This window comes from Proteinivorax hydrogeniformans (genome assembly GCF_040515995.1).
Lineage (GTDB): Bacteria > Bacillota > Proteinivoracia > Proteinivoracales > Proteinivoracaceae > Proteinivorax > Proteinivorax hydrogeniformans.
Window position 1 is genome coordinate 1,375,839 of the sequence record NZ_CP159485.1, and the last position, 17,598, is coordinate 1,393,436.

Consider the following 17,598-nt stretch of genomic DNA (forward strand, 5'->3'; position numbering starts at 1 on the left):
AAAAGTAAATTCTGCTAGGCAGAACAAACCGTCCTTGATCTCCTGAGCCTTTTGTAATAGGCTAAGCTTTTTCCTAAACCATCGTTAAACCGGGTCTTTCCAAAATGAGTACCATAAATGAACGGGTTTGGACCCAGTATGTAGCTAGTTTCGTTATCTTCACCGTGGCAAATTAAGATCTTAGGGGGTGTAGGTTTTATTACCAACCTCAGACCTCATACTACTTATTACTACTACATCTTTACCGTGGCCAAATAAGGTTTTGCCCTTAACCTCCTGGCCAACTGTCCAACTAACCAACATTCTACTGACCCTAAAGTAGAACCAATATGTCGCGATATATCATATTTAACTGCTAATTGCAGGATTTGTGCTTTGTAAGTTGAAGTATATTATATTAACTAATTTTAATGGATAGATGAGGTGTGTTAAATTGGCAGATTACAAAGTTGTTATATCTTCTCTTGATGACTTAGCAAGTGCTGAGCGTTTGCGGGATTTTTATAAACTACAAAAAAAGCAAAAGCATCCTATATATTACTTACTTCCTTCAGTTAAGTGGTTAAATGCTGCGCGGAAAAGGCAACCCCAAATGGCATTTAAAACCTTTGATGATGTGGCGGAATTGATTCTGCGTAAGTCAAATGCCAGCTATTTACCGGTATCTGAAAGTGAGCGTATGCTTTTTTTTCAACAGCTTGTTTCAGATGATAACAAAGGGGAGAAAGAGGATTTATACAAAGGCAAGGCATATGCACAGACTTATGGTCAGCTTAAAAGATTAGGGTTAAAAATAGATGATCTACCTAAAAGTTTAATTAATATTAAGCCTATACTTAAAGAGTATGAAGATAAGTGGGTCGAAGATAAAGGGCTGTTAGATCCAGAAAACAGAATTCATAAAGCTGTTAGTTTATCAGAAGAAGAGCAGCTGCCTATTAGTCACGTGGTTATAGATGGATATATGGACTTTAGTCCGTTACAGTACTCATTGCTACGCTGTTTGTATAACCAGGGGATACCTGTAACTGTATTTATTCCCGACGTCAAAGATGCGGGAATAATAGATGAAACTATAAAAAACTTGATGGATATTGGATTTTCCAAAAGGGATGAAGCAGCAAGTTATTACCTTAACCCAAAAGTTTCTGTGAAAAAGGCAGCTTCTAAAGAAGAAGAAATAAGAGGAGTGCTAGCAGAGATAGATGCAAAGGTTAAAAGTGGCGCTGATATTAATGATATTGGCCTGTTACCAGCAGATGATAGTTATATGCCTCAAATAGAAAGGGTTTGTAAAGAGTATCACCTGCCTCTAAAAATAACCAAAAAGGCGTCTGTATCCCACTCTATGCTTTATAAAACCCTAACACTTACCCTAAGACAACAGTCATTTGCAAATAAGTGGGAAAAAGTAGCTTTAGTAGATCAGCTATTTCAGCTTCTTTTTTATGATAACCAAAAGTATTGGGAATTAAAAAAAGAGTTTATGAGTAACGGTACTTTACCAGAGGATGTTGAGGAAAAGTTTCTTCGTTGTGTGAGTTTTAGGCAGAGCTTATCTAGCAAGGTCTCGCTGGTAGAGAGGATAGGCTCCCTTTTAAGCTTTTTAGATGAGCTAGAGTTGTCGAAATCTTGGCGTGAGAACCTTAAATGTGGGGTAGATACCAAGAAAGGGCAACAGATAAGACTAGAATGGGCTGTGCTTGATGCGTTAAAAGGTTTACTAGAGGATAAGAAAGAAAGCTTAGAAAGTCAGGGGCTTGTTGATCTTACTATCAATCATAACCTATTTTTTGAATGGCTTGATGAGTTAATAAAAAGTAAAAGCATATATATCCAAAGAAGGCCTGCTGTTGGTCTATCTTTACACTCCTTTAGGGATACCGCTCTCTTTGAAGGTGATACTCTGTATGTACTGGGAATGAATGAAGGTACCTTTCCCAGCCTACATAAGTTAGGGGGGTATTTTCAGGAAAGTGATTTAAAGGAGCTACCAATACCTTATGGAATGCCCAATTCAGCTACGTTTAGAAAAAAAGATGCAGCTCTATTTTTGCAACTGTTTTATAAGGCTAGTAATTTAACTTTTTCATATGTGTCAGGGTGCGATCCAGAGCATGAATATCTTCCTTCTCCTTTTATCGAAGAATATTGTAGTAAAGAAAAAGATCAGTATCTTTCTGCAGAAAAAAGGTATAACAAAAAGGAAGTAATTACAAATCTAGAGGCAGTTGAACAATCTGCATACATGATGGGTGTGGGAAAAGATGTTAAAAAGGGTGCTAAGCATCTTTATGAGCACCTTGGTTTTATTAAACGCTTAGAAAAAGGGGTAGAGGAAGTAGAGCAAAAGTGGACACAAGGACTTATAAAACAGGAGATTCCCGTTACCTCTTTGGAGAGATATGTCTCCTGCCCTTTTAGATATGGGTTAGAAACATTGCTACAAGTCAAAGAGCCAGATAAAAAACAGGATAGGCTTGACCCAATGCAAACAGGGTCGATGTTGCACAGGGTGATAGAGAGATTTTATAAAAGTATAGACGCCATAGGTAAGCCTTTTGGAAGTTTAAAGGAGGAAGTTAAGCTTGATGGCGAAGGTATTTTGATGGATATTTTCGAGCAGGAATGGGCAAAAATTGTTAACGCCCATTATGAGTTGACGGATTTAGATTTGGAGCTAGAAAAAGAGCGCTGGCAAAAAAAGCTCAGCAAGTGGTGGAAGGCTGAGCTTATGATGTTTTGGAATAACGATAAAATTAAGGATATGAAATTACACAGCCTAGAACAGCCTTTGACCATTCATTTGGAGGTTGACTCAGAAAATACCGTTGTGCTAACTGGCAAAGTTGACAGACTAGATATTGACGATAATGGGTTTGTAATTTATGACTATAAGTCCTCTACTGTTAGGTTTAACTTTGAAAAAGACGTAGCCTGTGGACTTAAGTTGCAGCTGCCGTTATATATGCTAGCTATAGAGGAAAGGCTTGAAAAAACAGCTTATGGGGCAGCTTATATTTCTTTAAAAGAGCCACACAAACGGGCGACAAATAGTGTTTGGCAAAGTGAATATGCTCAAAGGGGATCAAAATTTAAGGCAAGTTCAGCTGCAAACAAAGAGGAATGTTTAAACTCAGATGTACTTTTTGATAAATATAATCTTACCACTAGGATAGGGGAATTATTTGAAAAGATAAGGTATGACTATTCTGTGACTCCACTTAAATGCTATGGAGGGTGCCCCTATAATATAGTGTGTCGCGTAACCGATGAATTAATTGAAGAAGCAGAGGGGGAGTGGAAATGAATTTTAACCCTGAACAAAAAGAAGCCATATACAGCGAAAATCCTTTGATCCTTATTTCAGCTGGAGCGGGCTCTGGTAAAACCCGAGTGTTAACTGAAAGGTTTTTAAATATATGCCAGCAAAAACTAAACGAATTTTTAGAGGGGTCAACTTCTGATATAGGTGCTACGGTAAAAGAAATAGTGGCCATTACCTTTACGGAAAAGGCAGCTAGAGAAATGAAGGAAAGAATCAGAGGGGAACTAAATACAAAGTTAGAAGAGCTAGACAAGCTAGAGGATGAAAAGAATGTAAATATAGCTAAAAAATTTTGGCAACAACAAAAGGAAGACTTAGATAACGCTTATATAACAACTTTTCATAGTTTTTGTCATAAGCTTTTAACTAGGTTTGCTTTTAAAGCTAACTTGCCTCCCACATTTACCATGCTAGATGATATAGACTCTACCTTGCTTCAAAGCGAGTGCTTAGATGAAATGTTTGCTGATAAAACAAACTACTATAAATGGAAGGATGCTTTTATTTACTACTCAAAAGAGCAGCTAAAAAGAGCTATAAATTCCGTATATGCACAGATATGTGAAGCGCCAGAGCAAATCGATATAAAAACTTTTTTTGAAGCGGAAGAGATCTTAGCCCTGCAACAAGATCTATTGCTAAAACAAAAGGCTTCATTACTTGAAAAGTTTTATCAGAAGGCCCAGCCATGTGTAGAAGAATTTCCCTCATCTAGTGAGTTAAAGGGTAAATTACAGGAGTATGTGGAAAATATATCTAATCATTTTGGAAAAGTTGACCTTAACAACATAGATTATGATGAGTGTTATGAGTTGTTGCAGGAGGTAATGCCTAAAAGGAAGGTAAGTAGCTGGGAGGATAAATGTCCTGCTTTGTTTGAGCTATATGTAGATATCTATAACCCCTTGAAACAAAAATGGAAAAACATACCTGATTTTCCTACAGAGAAAAGAGAGCAGTTTCTAAGTATTATTAGTTGCTTTGCAGAAATGCTTTGTATTTTTGATGAAAAATATACAAAGAAAAAGATAGAAAAAGCAGCCTTGGATTTTTCTGACTTACAAAAAAAGGCCATCAATTTACTAGAAAACGAGGATGTTAGGGCTACTTGCAGGCAGGAATTTAAGCATTTTATGGTTGATGAATTTCAAGATACAAATAAACTACAGATGAAGATGTTAGACTATATACAGCCTAGATTTCAGTTTATCGTAGGTGATGAAAAGCAGTCTATTTATAGATTTAGAGGTGCTGACGTAACGGTAATGAGAGGATTGCAAAATAAGGTTAAGCAATCTGATGGATATATTAATATGAACAGAAATTATCGAAACTGTCACTCTATAATCGGTTTTGTAAATGCCATCTTCTCTGAGGTTATGAGAGAGTCGGAAGACAACGCTCCTTACAGCATTAACTACAGTCCTTTAGTTAGTAATCGGGATGATAAAGAGGAGCAAGAGGTAAAAGTAGAGCTTATAGAGATGACTGAAAATGACGAGGAAGAAATAGAAAAAGATGATGACTCACAGGTAAGCGAAGTAGATTGTTATGACAGTGAGTTTGATATGCTAACAGAGCGTATGCTTGAAATCGCCCAAAGTGAGAAAAAGCTTGTAAGAGAAAAGGACACAGGTGTTTGGCGCAAAGCTCAATGGAGAGACTTTGCAATCTTAGTTCCGTCTAGAACAGGACTTATAGAGTTGGAAAAGTGCCTTAAAGATAAGAACATACCCTTTGTGGTACATGGTGGTATAGGTTTTTTCGCAAAACAAGAGGTAAAAGACATGCTGGCATTACTTAGGTGGATTGCAAGGCCCTGGGAATCTACCTATATTGCTGCTGTTCTTAGAAGCCCTATTATAGGTATCACGTTAGATGAGATGTTTGCCATAAAAGCATGTGGCGATGTAGATAATTGGCAAGGGTTTGCAGACTTTATTTATAATAGATGCTATTTCAATGAAAGTGGGCTAGCTACACAAACTAAGGCTAAACTAAATAAGTTTTATAATTTATTTACTATTTTTGTACCTCTAACCCCACAGCGAGCGTTTTCGGATACCTTATATGAAGTTTTTAACAATAGCGGATTAAAACAGACCTTGCTTATGCAACCAAACTCGCTACAACTTATCAAAAACGTTGAAAAGCTAATAGAAACTATGAACGAGCAAAATCCCAGTTCTTTAGAGGAGCTTTTAGAAAAGATTGATGTTTTAGCGATGCTAGGGGATAGAGAGGGGGAGGCGGAAGCTGAGTTGCCTGAAGGGAACATGGTTCACATAATGACGGTTCATGCTTCTAAAGGTCTAGAGTTTCCCATAGTTTGCCTGCCCAGACTTAATCGCCAGCTACAAAAAGATAGCGGCTCTTTTAGATTTGACGATAAAATGAGGCTTGTTGCTAAATTTACTCAGGAAAAAAAGAACAATCCTTTTTCAGATGAAGAAATAGTTACGCCTGGGTTTAATATAGTTAAAAGCGAAAGTGATATAGCAGCAGCAGAGGAATCCAAACGTTTGTTCTATGTCGCTGCTACACGAGCACGAGATTATTTAATTATGTCCGCTAAGGACAGACTGCAAAAGAACTCTTGGTATGAGATGCTTTTAGAAAGCTTAGATACAAACCCCGGTATTTTAAAATGTATGATACGAAAAAATCAAAGTCAAGTTGTAAAACAAAGCAAATGGGAGCAGACAAAAGATGAGTTTGTTGCTCAAACAGTATCGGAAGAAAAGGTTGCTCCTTACACCTTTTCGGTTTCAGAAATTATGGACTTTATGAATGATCGGCAAAAGTATTACGAAAGTTACGTGCTTAAATTGCATCCTGATTGGTTAAGAGAGGAGGAAATAAAAGCTGATGATAAAGCAAAAGCCGATGATAAACAGGATAAGTTTATTATCTCAGCTACAGATTTTGGTACGGTGGTCCATAGAGCTTGCGAACTTTATGACCAGGGCTTTGGTGAAGATGAAGCTGTGTTAGAAGCAATATCTGTTTTATTTGATGACGATGAAATTCCCACTAATATTAAAGAAATTAAATTAAGAGTGATGAAGCAGCTAGAAAACTATAAAAAGATAGAAAGTCAAATCCCCAAGGATCATATAAGTAGCGAATGGAGCTTTGCTGTTGAGATTGCTGGGGCCTATATTATAGGTGAGATTGATAAAGTTTTTATAAAAGACGGCAAACACTCGCTAATGGATCTAAAAACTAATAAAACAATTGACACAGATAGCTATAAACCCCAAGTTACCCTTTATAAAATGGCATATGAAAAAGAGATGGGTGTAGAAGTAGAAGAGGTATCGCTATTTTTTATGAACTTTGGAGAAAAAGGAATCATCAAGCTGAAGCCAGAAGCAGCTTATGAAAAGGAAGTTGAAGAAGCAATTAAAGATATGACCCAATTATGGAGAAGTCTTGAGGAACAGTAGTTGAACAATAGTTGAACGATGGTTTTACTATTGTTCTACTATTGTTGTTAATATTATTTCCCGGGGAACACACGTTCGTCATATTTCTACAGTAATCCCTTTGTTTATTGAAAAAGCTTGTAGAAATGAGCGATATTGGTCAAATTTTGTAGCTTATAATAGCAAGGGAAAGGAAAATATAGAGTCTCAGGTCATTGTATCCTTTCTTATTTTAGAGGTAGTCCTGTCGGTAATATAAAAAATATAAAAAAGGGTGAACTAAGTGGATGATTTAAGGGCGATTTTACAAGTAGTAACTTTTATTTTTATGTTATTTATTATCGTAAGAGTTTGGATGAATTTTGCTAATAAAGCTGGCGAGAATATAAGACGATTTCTCATAGAGCTTTGGAGAAAAATTATAAGTAAATAATAAAATGTTATTGCCCTATAAGACAGCAGTGAAAAATTCTTTAGAGTTATTTAACAATACTAGTGGGAGATTAACTAGCTCCAAGACTGAATATTGCTATATAAAAAGAAACTAAATTAATAATATCCTATTCAGAACCGAATAACTGCTTCAATAAGTGCTTAAGAAGTTATGATAAGAAAGTTGCTGACTTATTGAAAGAGTGGATTTATAAGAATAAAAGAACAGGTGTTCTCAACTAACTAAAAAGTAGCCTTAATGGCTGCTTTTTTGCTTAATAAAGTTTAAAAGGGATTTACGGGGCATGTTCATCATATTCCTACAATAATTTCTCTATTGATTGTAACGAATTGTAGATGTACGCGAGATTGCACAGATTTTGTAGACTAAGATAGGTAAGTAGATAGAAAAAAAGGAAAATTTTGAAGGAGACAACGAGTTTTTGAAGAACATGTAAATAATGCAATAAAATTTAGAGTGTATTTAAGAGGAAAAATGCAAAGTAGGGGGTAAAAATTAAAAAATGCCAGCTTCAACAACACTGCCTAGTTGGTTTTGGATTTTATTTTATGCAGTTTTGATAATCACGTTAAGTATTTCTATATTTTGTATTATCCGAAGAATATACTACAGGAGATTAACTATAATAAATTTGTTAGCTGTGATTACTACGCCTTTTGTTCATTTTTCAGAAAGTTTGGGGAGGCCAGAAGGAATAAATGAATTTGAGCATCTTTTCAGTCATTTAATTCTTCGCAACTTATGGGCAGTTTATGTATCAATCGGCTATATATTTATTCTATTTTGGTGGATGCTGTTTTTAAAGACTACTTTTAGCAGTAAGGTTATAACAAAGCTTAAAAAGAAATAAGAAATATGCTGAATTGGATTGGTTGACCTCGGATATGAAGACTGGGCAGAACCCTAGAGCAAACTAGGAAAAACTAGTTTTCCTAGTTTATCGATCCCGCATACAGACTCGAAAAGTTATCCAAATATCTTATAGGTATATTGACGACAAAAATGACTCAGTATATAATGCTGAAGTGATTTGCAAGATACTATACTTTATTGCTGATTCTACGTTAATTAAAAAATTGCAGGACTGTTATAAAATCTATTTTTATAAAAAAGGGGATGGTTAAGTGAAGAAATACGGTCTTACTGATATAAATTATTATATGAAGAAATACAATTTTACTTATAAAAGATATATACCTATAATAATATCTATAATAGGATTATACCTACTCCTTAATAGTAGCAGTTTAGGATTATCTAGAGCTAATAGAATGTTATCTGGAAATATAAATGCAGAAAGATATATGGTACTTTTAAGATCATATATTCAATCATTTCAAATAATAGGTACAGTTTTTTTAACAATTGGGACTTTTTATTCTATAAAAAATATAAAAAATAAGAGGCATTAAAAGAAAAGTTATATAAAAAATATAAATTATTAAACTGAACTAATACGGTTGACAGTTTTTAACAATTATCAAATAAGTGCAAACAGGGGGTATAAAAAAACAACAACTTCAAAAAGGTTGTTGTTTTTATATTTAGCAGTTGGCAGCTTGCAAAAATACTGATGATCTTGGTCCAAATATCTGTATTTGCATTTTATAGATGTGTTTTTAAGTTCTTAAAGTCTGGTTTTGGAGGTGTGTGTAAATGCTATCCTAAAAGTGTACCAGTTAGAGCCATTTCGCTAGCGAATTAGTTTACCACCTATCATAAAATTCCTGTAAAATATAGTCAGATATATTTTCAGGAGGTTGAGGGGTGTGAAAATTGAAATGGATATGTATCAACAGATTCGCAAGCGATATCTAAACGGAGAGTCTCAAAGATCTATTGCAAAGAGTTTAGGCATCTCACGTCAATCGGTAAAAAAGTATTGTGACGGGTCAGCGCATCCAGAAAAAAGAAAGGAGTATAACAGAAGCCCAGTTAAAGTTACAAAAGAAGTAGAAGACTTTATCATAGGTTGTCTTAAGTCAGATGAAGAGGATAATATTAAAAAGCAAAAACATACTGCTAAACGCATATATGAACGACTTGTTGATGAGAAAGAATTTACAGGTGGTGAATCAACTATACGAAATGCTGTAAAAAAACTACGTGCAGAACAGTTAGTTCCACCTCAAAGCAATGTTCCTCTATCATATGAGCCAGGTGAGGCAATTCAGATAGACTGGGGCGAAGCCACAGCCTACCTCGATGATAAGAAAAGAAAATTGTATACTTTTTGCGCTAGGCTATGTTACAGCTGTGATATCTTTGTACAAGTCTTTAGAGCCGCCAATGAACAGGCTTTTTTAGAAGCGCAACAACGTATGTTTGATTTCTTTGGAGGAGTCCCCAGGCGAGTAATTTTTGATAATGCTAAAGTTGCAGTTAAAGAGGGTTTTGGAACCTATGCAAAACCACAAGATAAGTACTTTTCCTTCAGTGCCCATTATGCCTTTGAACTAGAGTTTTGTAACCCTGGTAAAGGAAACGAAAAGGGCCTTGTAGAAAACTTAGTTGGCTATTCTAGAAGAAATTTTTTAGTCCCTCTACCTAGGGTATCAAGTATAGAAGAGTTGAATCAAAAGCTACTGGAAGATTGCTTAAAGTACAGAGAAAAGCACCATATCAAAGGTCGCTCGAATGCTGTAAATGTAATGTACCAAGAAGAAAAACAGTTTTTAAATCCGATTCCCCCGTACCGGTTTGATACAAGCAAAACTAAAATTGTTTCCGTTGATGATTACTCCACAGCTTGCTATGAAAGAAACTACTACTCTGTCCCTACCAAGTATTTAAGAAAGGATGTAACTGTAAAAGGCTACGGTAATGACATCCAAATTTTTTATCAGAATGAAGAAATAGCTACACATATAAGAAACTACTACTCAGGAAAAACAGAGTATAAGTTAGAACATTACATAGACTTAATTGAAAGAAAACCACGCTCTGTTTTCAATGCTAAACCAGTTAAGCAAAATGTTACTGAAGAGCTTTTAATATGGGGCAAACAACTCCCCGGTGGTAACAGAGAAATGGTTAAACTCCTTCGCCTATGTCTAGACTATGGCGAAGAATATATACTTAGCATTAAAGAGGCGATTCCTGGGCATATTGTGCCAACTGTTGATATGATTAGAGCCCATTTAAGCAAACCTGTAGACACCCCTGTATTGAATCTAAATAAAGAGATAGCTGTCGAGGAGGTAGATTTAAATAAATACGATAAAAAATATGGAATGGTGGTGCAATAAATGGGCGAAATAAATATTAATGAAGAGACAATTGCTTTATATGCAAAGCAACTGCGAGTTCCTACCTTCAATAGATATAAAGACGTAATTCGTCAGCTTGATAACAACAAGTCCTATGACGCTTTTCTCATTGAGCTTTTGAAAATGGAGGCAGAATCTAGAAGAGAAAGTAGCCAAAAACGCAAGATTAAAGCTGCTAAATTTCCATACATGAAAACATTAGACGAGTTAGACCTAAGCAGATATGAGCATGTGTCTGAAGCTTGTTTTCATGAACTTGGTACATGTGACTTTGTAAGAAAAAGACAAAACATCGTTATGATAGGAAACACTGGGCGAGGCAAAACTCATTTTTCTATAGCATTAGGAATAAAAGCTTGCATGCAAGGTATGAATGTTAAGTTTTATACTGCAGCCAATCTTTCTAATGAACTTATTGAGGCTACTGAGTATAAGCGCCTGTTAAAACTAGAAAAACAGCTGTCTAAAACAGACCTACTTATCATAGATGAAATGTCTTATTTAACCTTTAACAGACATCAGTCTGAACTGCTATTTAAGGTTGTAGCAGATCGTGCTGAAAAGCGAAGTGTAATAGTATCCACTAACTTTAAGTTTTCAGAATGGACGAAGCTATTTGAAAATGAAACAATGGTATCTGCGCTTGTTGATAGACTTACATTTCGCTCTCACGTACTAAATATGAACGGAACCTCATATCGCGATGAGTACTCTGGTGAGCAAATATAATATTTTATTATAATAAATTTTTAGGAAATGCTCACAAGGTATTTCCTAAAATTAGGCTAGTAGTGGTAAACTTTTTCGTTAGCGCCGCTGGTAAACAAATTCGATAGCGGGTGGTAAAGAAATTCATTGACATTCGCAGGTGTGAGCGTTTTTTTAAAATTATTAGGGTGAAGATGCAGAAAAATCGTTCTAGGGACGTTTAAAGGGCGGTGGTATTTAGAAGGGAACCCTTTAAGCTAACAACTTTTGACGACTATCATTTGTATAACGATTCTTTTATATCAATATTAAGCGAATACAAAACCGGAGTAAATGACTATGATGTCGTAAATGCTGAATTGGTTGACCTTGGAGATGTTATTAGAGAAATTAAAGGATTAACTAATAAAGCGCCAAAATTCATTGTGTCCCATTCAGAATCGAAAAATTGCTTCAATAAGTGCTTAAGCAGCTATGATAAGAAAGTTACTGACTTATTGAAAGAGTGTTTAAACTTATAATGAAAAAGAACAAGCGTTCCAAAGCAGTTAATAAGTAGCCTAGCGGTTGCTTATTTTTATTATTGATATAGCTTTTAAAGGGGTTTTAAGAGTTGTTTGATAGCAGGGAGAGAGATGTTCTAAAAGTAGGTAAAAGAAAGATAAGTTTGGAACATTTCTTGTTCAGATACATGTAATTACAAAGATATTTCCCGGGGAACAGATGTTCGTCATGTTTCTACAATTTGACTCTTTTTATTAAAAAACATTGTAGAAATGAACGATATTACTCTAAATTTGTAGTTTAAAATGAGGAAGTAGCGGTGTTTTGGTAAAAAAAGACCCAAATGTTGCATAGCTTTGCAAAACTCTTGAATAGCTTTACAAAACGCTTGCATAATTTCATATTTCGCTTATATAGCCTTGAATAGTTCCTCACCTCCTAAAAAAACGATAAAAGGACCAACCGCCACTGGCGGAAGGTCCTTTTATCGTTTTTTATTTCCTTGTATAAGCTATGTGAGCAAGTTATTTTGTCTTCTAGATTTCGACTTTTTACACTTAAATCTGTTTCTTCACACATCCTACAACTGGCTGAAAGTAGAAGTGAAGGCCAAGCTTTATATAATGAAGTATGTATTTTTCTTTTCATTTTTAACATTCCTTTCGGAGCGTGGGAGGTTACGCTTATTTTATTTTATGACTATTTTTTGTTTTTGACAATATAAAATATACTAACAAAATATTTATTTAGTGTCTATCATACCCAGACTTTGGTTAATTATTAAATATTCTCAAATTACGAATTTTAAAACAGGAATTGGAGTAAATGTAAAGAATATAAATATAAAGTGCACTTATCTAAGATGCGATCAATAAAAAGTAATTTAGGGAGGCGATGGGGTATGGTTCTTGAAAACCATAGAGAAAATATTATAAGAAATTTTATAAATGAAGTTGTTGAAGAAATGAATGATAATGACAGGACATTAGACGCTTCTTATACTAGAGTTGCAGCTAAATGGATTGGTTATGAGCTGGATGAAGAGAATTTTGTTGATGGTTCAGGGGATAGAGGGCTAGACTTTTGGTATCAATCATACAGCGTATTTGATCTTTTTCAAGTAAAAACCCTTGATAGTACAGAGTCATCAAGAATTAGCGGTGGAAAGTTTGACAAAGCTGGCTTATTGGATCTAAAAAGAATAAAGGCCTATCTAACCGACGAAGAAGGGATTCCTGAGCATAATAATAAGCTGAAGTTATTTAAAGAACGATGGAACCACGTTGTTAGTTCAAAAAGATTAGCGAAGAAAGATAGTGAAGAAAATACAGGCTTAATAACGGTTAACTTAGGATTAATTATTATTGGCAACGAACTAACAGTTCAAGCCATGGAAGAATTTGATGCTTTTCAACGCTCTTTAGCAAGCCCAATTAAAATTCATGAGAATGTCGAAATTGAGTTTAATTTAAATTTATATGATATTTCTTACATCACTGATGCAAAATGGCGGGAAAATAATAGAGAGTGGAGAAATATAGATGGTAAAAAACAAGACTGGATCAAATTACAAGCTGAGCGCAACCAGTTTTTAAACAACTCTTTAAGTTCACTCTTCTATTGTCCTGCAATAAACCTTGTTTCTGCTTATCAGGATTTCGGGTATCAATTATTCGAACCTAATGTGAGGTGTAATATAAAGAAATCCAAGGTTAACTCAGCTATTAGAGAATCAATAAAGCATTATTCTTCAAGAAAAGAATTTAGATATTTGAATAATGGCGTTACTATAATATGTAAAAATTATAGTAGTCCATCAAAAAATAGAGATTCATTTAAAGTTAATGAACCAGGAATTGTTAATGGACTTCAAACCGTAATTTCACTGAGTGAGGCATATAACAGTTTATCAAACGAAGAAAAAGAAGATTTTGAAGAGAACTGTTATGTCCTTGTTAGATTATTACGGAGCAATGCTGTTAGAAATGTTGATAAAGTGGTGCGCTCAACCAATACTCAGAATAAAATGGAACCAAGAAATTTATTGTCAAATAATCCTGAACAAATATTGTACGAAAAACTATTTGCAAAGAAAGAAATAGGTTGGTTTTATGAAAGAAAACAGGGCTCATGGGATGCGTTTGCAAACGATCCTAGAAGATGGCGAACACTACAAAATAAAAGAAAAGCAGATTTCCTATCAGATTCAAATGATTTACGTACAAAAGCAAGAGTTGTCGATAATGAAACTATTGCTCAAACTTGGATGTCTTTTATAGGTTTCTCAGACATTGCAGTTCATGAAAAATCCAAATTATTTGAGAGAGAAGAGTGGTATAATTTAGTTTTTCTCCATAGTCCTATTAAACATGGGTATGATTATAAATATAACTTACAAAAGCTAAAGCAAGACGCTAATAATGAAGCTCCACCACCAGAATTGCTGCTTATTTCTCACTTGGCTCGTAGTTTCGCGAGACAAGTTACACCTTCTAAAAAAGAAAACTTTGAAAGCGCGTGTAAACGACTAAATATTAATCCAAATTCTAGAACTAGAGAAGAAGTAATTGCTGAATTATCTAATGATAGTGAATATCTTTTAGGATTGGCACTGTCGGGCATGTCATACACATTTGTCGAATATTTGGGATTTGCACTCTTTAGAGCACTCGGAACGAAATTATACGATAGTGGTCAGGCAATCTTAAAAAATGGTGCTTTTGCCACCATTCACAAAACAAACTCCTTTAAAAAAGTTCAAGAACAGGTTAAGAAAGAAACATTCAGTAAGGACGATATCTTATGTGTAGCCTGGTTCTCTTTTAAACATGTGCTGAACGAAATGTTAAGTAGCTTTTGGGCAGAGAGTTTTCGGTCTACTAGCAACAAATCAAGATTTCTTGCTAATAAAGACACCAGGCTTAAAATTGTGCAAGGCTTAGAAGACTTGCATCGTTATACTTGCCAAGTACAAATAACAAAACTTTGGGCAGCTGGTATCGAACCAGAAAAAGGTATCTATGGATTTATTAAGGATAAAGCGCGGAAGGGCCGTTAGTTAAAATAGAGCTTGTTGATATCTACTAAAATATGGACTATAAATAACATAAGATGAATGTTGAAGTCGACTTAAAATTTCGATAATGAATGCAGGTGATGGCTATAAGAGAAGGTGTAAATCCACAGTTGCTTCAGGTGAGGAGTATTAACGATTTTATGAACAAGGCTCATTCATGTATAGCTAAAAAAAGGAGGTATGCTATGAAAAACACAAAGATAAGAGAATTAGAAAGCCTTATTAAAAAATATGAAGGCCAGGATTATAAGCAAAATACTTTCTAGAAACATTCAAAGCAAGCTCGCCCAATAGCCTATACAAATATATACAATTTATAATTATATTTTATAATTATATAGCAGTTAAAGAAAAGATAGAGGGCATAGAAGCTGCAAAAAAATTCTTTTTATCAGCTGATGATTTGTACGATCTTATAGACGAAAAAAAATTAAATGAATCTATATTGAGTTTAGATCAGTACAAGCATATCAAGCATCAGCTTACAGTTTTTAATAATGGGACTAAAGGTAATATTAGGGACAAGTTAGTATTTGAACTAGCCTGGCAAGGGTTGAGTAATGATGAGATTAAATTGATTAAAGAAACATTATACAGTTCATTAGGAAATCAAATGAAACAGTAGCAGTCCTTCTAAATTTAAATGCTAGGGATAGACTATTTAGAATTGATGATGTAGAAGTTGTAAAAGATATTGATAAACGTCTTAAGGAAACAGAGTACTTACTTACACTTAAGAATGGACAAATTAGGAGATTAAAATATAAGTCAAGTAAGTACCTAATAAAACCTTTAAAAGTTGGTCGCAAAAAGTCGGAAGAGTATATGATAAACCCGAGCCATGCACTAATGACAGTGTTCAGACAAAAAGATATAAAATGCGAAGGCGTGAATGTTGGAGAGTTAACTGCTGAAGAAATAAAAAGAAGCAAAATTATTCATATGTTTGAGTGTGGTCATAGTATAGAAGAAATAAATTTAATCTATGATAGACATTTTTATACCTTATACTGGCTAAGGCAAATTGCAAAATTAAGGAAAAGGAAAACGAATGATAAATTGAACTAACCCTGATAACACGCTAAAATGAAAGCGAGCTGGTCATTCTCGCTAAACTGTGACCAGTTATTTACAAGTTGTGATAAACAACAAAATGGGGCCAAGCCTCTCACTCTAAATTTAAATATTTTAGCTATTGGAAAAATAATATACTAATATAAAAATACTTAGTGTTTTAAATTAGCAAAAATGTATTTATAGTAATAAATTAATCAAAATTGGCTGAAACTTATATTTTATAAATATTCAAAAACGGAGGGTGTAAAAAACAACAACTTAAAAAAAGGTTGTTGTTTTTTGTATTTGGCAATTGGCAGCTGTGAAGAACAAATGATCTTGGCTCAAATATCTATATTTGTCATTTTAGAGGTGTTTAGATTTATAAAATTTAATTTTAGTGGTGCGATTAATTTTTCAGTGTCGCAGCATAAAAATGAGGCTTTATTTTGAGATATGAGCCGTTTTTTGAAAAGCATCAGGGTGTTTGCATGCAAAGATGCACAAAAATCATTTTAGAGGCAATTAAATAGCTGTGAGAGAAAAAGGTTGATTTTTAGCAAAAACAGAGGTCGATTTAGGACTGATTTAACTGAAACAGAGGAAATGCTGTAAATTTGGAGGAGAAGGTGTCGTTTTGTGGAGGTTGTATATTTTATTTTCTTCTAGTTTACATAATGTATATTATCGGACGCAAAATAAAAAGAGCCTAAAAAGGCTCTCGGTCTCAATTCCTAACATTTGTAGGTGTTTTGAGACGGGAAAAATTAAAAAGTGTCAGGATCGTTTTGTTGGGGCTTGTCATTTTCTGTTTCTTCGTTGTGCCAATAGTGGTTTATCAAGTCAAAGATTTCAGGGTGGTAAGTTTTACTATCATACAGGTTATACTTTTTAGATTTATCATTATAACCAGGGATTTTAGACATATCTTACCAGCCTCCTTTCTTCCATTTTTAGTATTTGTCTAATGGTCTTAAAAAATGTATTTTTAACAAAAAACAATGAAGACTGCCTAACTATCTAGGCTGTCTTCATTGTTTTGTTCTTTGTATTTTTGATAACGTCTATGTACTGTTGCCTTGGATATATCATAACCAAATCCTTTGAGAGTTGCTGCAATTTCTGCAAATGTAAGATTTAGACCTTTGAGTCTAACGATTTCTTCTATTGGAACTTCTTTTTCTGGTCTTCCTCCACCGATGGTATTTCCGAAATTTTTACTAGGATCGTAACCTTTATCTAAAGCTCTTTGGACCCCTCTTTTTATTTTGGCATTTGTAAGCCTACGTTGATATTCTTCAACTAGTGCTAATATTTCTAGAACCATTCCCTCCATTTCGGTAATTTCTAGTGGTCCATCATTTTCTAAGGATATAACTTTACCGCCCCACTTATTAATTTGGTGTAAGATTGCTATTTTTGCAGTTCCTCTTCCTAATCTACTCTCGTCTTGAACTATTAAAAATTGAGCTTGGCCTGTTTTGATCTTTTCCATCGCTAACAGCAGCCCTTCTCTAATTTGTTCAAAGCCACTTACTTTTTCTTCAATAACCTTTATAACATTATAGTTTTTATTGTTACAATATTTGTTTAGTTCATCTAATTGTCTAGATAAACTAGATTGCTGCGAATCATGTTCTGTACTAACTCTAGCGTAAATTACTGCGTTCATTATTATCACTCCTATACCTTACAACCCTAAGCCTTAATTGGCCATTACGAAATTAGTTATATGCAAGCTTTAAACTCATTCATTTAGCGTTTATCAGCTTGGG

At 34.4% G+C, this 17,598-nt stretch carries 11 protein-coding genes; 9 read left to right on the forward strand and 2 right to left on the reverse strand.

What is annotated here, in order from left to right:
- The first annotated feature begins 433 nt into the window (after positions 1-433).
- From PRVXH_RS06505 to PRVXH_RS06545, 9 genes are all read left to right on the forward strand, one after another.
- Complete coding sequence (locus PRVXH_RS06505) at positions 434-3,310, forward strand: PD-(D/E)XK nuclease family protein (protein WP_353894492.1); 2,877 nt, start codon at positions 434-436, stop codon at positions 3,308-3,310.
- Positions 3,307-6,777 carry a UvrD-helicase domain-containing protein gene (locus tag PRVXH_RS06510; protein ID WP_353894493.1) on the forward strand — a complete coding sequence of 1,157 codons (3,471 nt, stop codon included), beginning with the start codon at positions 3,307-3,309 and terminating at the stop codon, positions 6,775-6,777. Before PRVXH_RS06505 ends, PRVXH_RS06510 begins: the two co-directional genes overlap by 4 nt.
- 935 nt (positions 6,778-7,712) lie before the next feature.
- Entirely contained in the window at positions 7,713-8,060 is a 348-nt protein-coding gene (locus tag PRVXH_RS06515; RefSeq protein WP_353894494.1) for a hypothetical protein, read from the forward strand.
- Between the two features lie 919 nt (positions 8,061-8,979).
- Positions 8,980-10,458: an IS21 family transposase gene (gene istA / locus PRVXH_RS06520; RefSeq protein ID WP_353892771.1), complete on the forward strand. Its 1,479-nt coding sequence runs from the start codon at positions 8,980-8,982 to the stop codon at positions 10,456-10,458.
- Complete coding sequence (gene istB, locus PRVXH_RS06525; RefSeq protein ID WP_353892770.1) at positions 10,459-11,208, forward strand: IS21-like element helper ATPase IstB; 750 nt, start codon at positions 10,459-10,461, stop codon at positions 11,206-11,208.
- Positions 11,209-11,417: 209 nt separating this feature from the next.
- Positions 11,418-11,708, forward strand: coding sequence for a hypothetical protein (locus PRVXH_RS06530; RefSeq protein ID WP_353894495.1), 291 nt, complete (start codon positions 11,418-11,420; stop codon positions 11,706-11,708).
- Between the two features lie 884 nt (positions 11,709-12,592).
- Positions 12,593-14,749, forward strand: coding sequence for an AIPR family protein (locus PRVXH_RS06535; RefSeq protein WP_353894496.1), 2,157 nt, complete (start codon positions 12,593-12,595; stop codon positions 14,747-14,749).
- A 421-nt stretch (positions 14,750-15,170) separates the two neighbouring features.
- Positions 15,171-15,392: a hypothetical protein gene (locus PRVXH_RS06540; protein WP_353894497.1), complete on the forward strand. Its 222-nt coding sequence runs from the start codon at positions 15,171-15,173 to the stop codon at positions 15,390-15,392.
- Between the two features lie 224 nt (positions 15,393-15,616).
- Positions 15,617-15,835, forward strand: a complete 219-nt coding sequence (locus PRVXH_RS06545; RefSeq protein WP_353894498.1) for a hypothetical protein — start codon at positions 15,617-15,619, stop codon at positions 15,833-15,835.
- Positions 15,836-16,590: 755 nt separating this feature from the next.
- Here the strand turns inward: PRVXH_RS06545 and PRVXH_RS06550 are convergent.
- Together PRVXH_RS06550 and PRVXH_RS06555 are read right to left on the reverse strand one after the other, a co-directional pair.
- On the reverse strand, positions 16,591-16,749 hold the full coding sequence (locus PRVXH_RS06550; RefSeq protein WP_353894499.1) for a hypothetical protein: 159 nt from the start codon (positions 16,747-16,749) through the stop codon (positions 16,591-16,593).
- A gap of 86 nt (positions 16,750-16,835) precedes the next feature.
- Positions 16,836-17,495 carry a recombinase family protein gene (locus PRVXH_RS06555; RefSeq protein WP_353894500.1) on the reverse strand — a complete coding sequence of 220 codons (660 nt, stop codon included), beginning with the start codon at positions 17,493-17,495 and terminating at the stop codon, positions 16,836-16,838.
- Between the last annotated feature and the right edge of the window lie 103 nt (positions 17,496-17,598).

Coding starts and splice junctions, on each gene's coding strand:
- PRVXH_RS06510 (WP_353894493.1), top strand. CDS start 3,307: ATGAATTTTAACCCTGAACAAAAAGAAGCCATATACAGCGAAAATCCT.
- PRVXH_RS06515 (WP_353894494.1), top strand. CDS start 7,713: ATGCCAGCTTCAACAACACTGCCTAGTTGGTTTTGGATTTTATTTTAT.
- istB (WP_353892770.1), top strand. CDS start 10,459: ATGGGCGAAATAAATATTAATGAAGAGACAATTGCTTTATATGCAAAG.
- PRVXH_RS06535 (WP_353894496.1), top strand. CDS start 12,593: ATGGTTCTTGAAAACCATAGAGAAAATATTATAAGAAATTTTATAAAT.
- PRVXH_RS06545 (WP_353894498.1), top strand. CDS start 15,617: ATGACAGTGTTCAGACAAAAAGATATAAAATGCGAAGGCGTGAATGTT.
- PRVXH_RS06550 (WP_353894499.1), bottom strand. CDS start 16,749: ATGTCTAAAATCCCTGGTTATAATGATAAATCTAAAAAGTATAACCTG.
- PRVXH_RS06555 (WP_353894500.1), bottom strand. CDS start 17,495: ATGAACGCAGTAATTTACGCTAGAGTTAGTACAGAACATGATTCGCAG.